This is a genomic window from Kocuria sp. NPDC057446, from assembly GCF_042802875.1.
GTDB lineage: Bacteria > Actinomycetota > Actinomycetes > Actinomycetales > Micrococcaceae > Kocuria.
In genome coordinates, this window is sequence record NZ_JBHVDI010000267.1 from 1 (window position 1) to 2,337 (window position 2,337).

Genomic DNA, 2,337 nt, shown 5'->3' on the forward strand with positions numbered 1-2,337 from the left:
CCCGGGAGAGCATCCCGGGTGCGGGGCTCTTTCTCATGTCCGCGGCCCGTGCGCCTCAGCGGGCGCGCCGCGCCCGGGACCGGCGGGCGACGACGACGGCCGCCCCGGCCCCCAGCGCCGAGAGCCCCACGACCCGTCCCACGAGGGAGTCCCCGGTCGTGCCCTGCGCCGGGACCCGGGTCACGGTGCCCAGTGAGATGCGCGTGACCGTTCCCGGGACCACCTGCTGCCGTCCCGCCAGGAGCTGCCCTCCGGCCTCGGGGTCCTGCGGGACCAGTGCCCCCGACCCGGGGCGGTGGGCCGCGGCCGTGCCGGGACCGACCAGGGCGGCGCGCTCCAGGGCGGGCGGCTCCGCCGCGTCCGCGCCCGGCGGCGTGCCGCGGACCGCCTGGGCCCGGTCGTCGCCGGCGCGGCGCTCCTGCGCGGGAGCGTCACCGGCACGCTCCGGCTCGGCGGGGGCTCCCCCCGGTGCGTGCGGCACCTGCCCGCCGGGGGAGGACGGTGCGGCCGGCGGGGTGCTGCCGGCGTCCGGCGCCGGGGCTCCGCCCTCGGCCTCAGGGGTGGCCGCGGGGTCCGCCGGCGGGAGCGGATCGGCCGGCGCGTCGACGTCCGGGAGCCCGGGGGGAGGTGTGCTCGCGGGGGAGTCGGCGGTCGGCGGGGGAGACGGTTCGGTCTCGGCGGCGTGGGCCGCCCCCGGCGCGGGGGCGAGGAGGAGCAGGGCGGCCAGCGCCAGGGGGCGAAGGTGCATGGGGGCGGTCTCTCCGGGGGAAGCGAGGGGGGCTGGAGCACATCGTAACGTGACGTCGCTCCGCCCATCACGTTCACTAATGCAATACCCTGCTCATGTGACGGAACGGGCTGTTCCGCCGCACTCGCAGCTGTCCCCCCGGCTGTGCCCCCCGTCCTCTCTCCCCCCAAGAGGTCCTCATGAAGCTGCCCTCCTTCTCCCTGCCCACGACCACCCTGCCCGCCGCCCTCCTGGCCGGCGCGCTGCTCACCGGGACGATGGCCGGTACGGCCGCCCCGGCCCACGCCTCCACGATGAACTCGGTCCACACCGCCGCCGGCATCTCCTCCCAGTACCACCTCTACGACGACGGGGTGGACCGCTCGAAGTCCGTCGGGGTGGTCTTCTACTTCGACGGCGACGGCCAGTACTACGCCCAGCGTCCCAGCACCTCGGTGCTCAGGACCATGGCCGCCCGGGCCGCGGCGAAGAACATGATCCTGGTGGTGCCGGTCGCCCCGGCCAACCGGTCCTGGACCTCCAACAGCGAGGTGGTCGGAGACTGGTTCCGCGCCCTGGCGGCCAGGATCGTCGCCGAGCAGCGCATCGACGCGACCCGCGTCCACCTGGCCGGGTACTCCGGCGGCGCCGAATTCATCTCCACCGAGGTGCTCTCCGACCGCGCCGGCTGGATCCGCGGCGGCGGCTCGACCCTCATCGGTGGTGGCGGCGTCTACAACGGCAGGCTGGAGAGCACCCCCGACGCCGCGCTCAAGGCCACGGACCCGACCTGGTACGTCGGCTCCCTCGACAGCTACGGCGCCACCCAGCCGTCCACCTGGTCCGCGCTGGAGGCGGCCGGCAAGGGCGCCGCCGCCTACCAGAAGGCCGGGTTCGCCAAGGCCGACCGCGTGGTGATGCCCGGGCTGCACCACACCAACTACGACCTGGCCGACCTGGTCGGCGACGACGTGGACCGCCTCTACACCGGTGCGGCCCCGAAGCCGCAGACGGTCTCGCCGGCGGGCAACGACGTCGTCAACGGCTACCAGCTCACCGGCGCGATCGGGCGCGCGTGGGCCGCGCGGGGCGGCACGGCCTGGGCTACTCCGGTCAGCGCGGAGTACGCCTCCGGGCACGGCTCCGTCTACCAGCGCTTCGCGGGCGCCGACGGCCGGGACAAGGCCCTGTACTGGTCCAGGACCACGGGGACCCGGGTGGTCGACTACGGCGGGTCCATCGGCAAGAAGTTCGCGGCCGGCGGCTACGCGAGCAGCTACGGCGCGCCGCTGACGGACGAGCAGCGGGCCGCCGACGGCGGCGCCTACCAGCTCTTCGACGCGTCCGGGAAGCGGACCAAGATCCTGTGGTCCGCCCGCACCGGCTCGAACGCGGTCAAGGAGTACGGGGCCATCGGCCGGCAGTGGGCGGCGCTGGGCCACGAGCGGGGTCTGGGCTACCCGACCGGCGACGAGTTCAGCACCCCGAGTGGCGTGGCCCAGAACTACACCGGCGGGCGGATCGAGTGGAACGCCACCACCCGGGCCGTCACCGTGAGCCGGGGCTGACTCCCGGCACGCGGGGGCGGGTCCCGCAGGTGCCTCCTGCGG

General features: G+C 75.6%; 2 protein-coding genes. One reads left to right on the forward strand and one right to left on the reverse strand.

What is annotated here, in order from left to right:
• Positions 1-55: 55 nt before the first annotated feature.
• Positions 56-748, reverse strand: coding sequence for a hypothetical protein (locus ACFU0Y_RS17930; protein ID WP_380216291.1), 693 nt, complete (start codon positions 746-748; stop codon positions 56-58).
• Positions 749-927: 179 nt separating this feature from the next.
• Between ACFU0Y_RS17930 and ACFU0Y_RS17935 the strand changes: the two genes are divergently transcribed.
• The gene (locus ACFU0Y_RS17935) at positions 928-2,295 is read left to right on the forward strand and encodes a hypothetical protein (RefSeq protein WP_380216293.1); all 1,368 of its coding nucleotides are present in this window, start codon (positions 928-930) and stop codon (positions 2,293-2,295) included.
• Positions 2,296-2,337: the final 42 nt, after the last annotated feature.

What these genes read in the sequence shown, in the direction of transcription:
- ACFU0Y_RS17930 (WP_380216291.1), bottom strand. Translation starts at nt 748, where the DNA reads ATGCACCTTCGCCCCCTGGCGCTGGCCGCCCTGCTCCTCCTCGCCCCC.
- ACFU0Y_RS17935 (WP_380216293.1), top strand. Translation starts at nt 928, where the DNA reads ATGAAGCTGCCCTCCTTCTCCCTGCCCACGACCACCCTGCCCGCCGCC.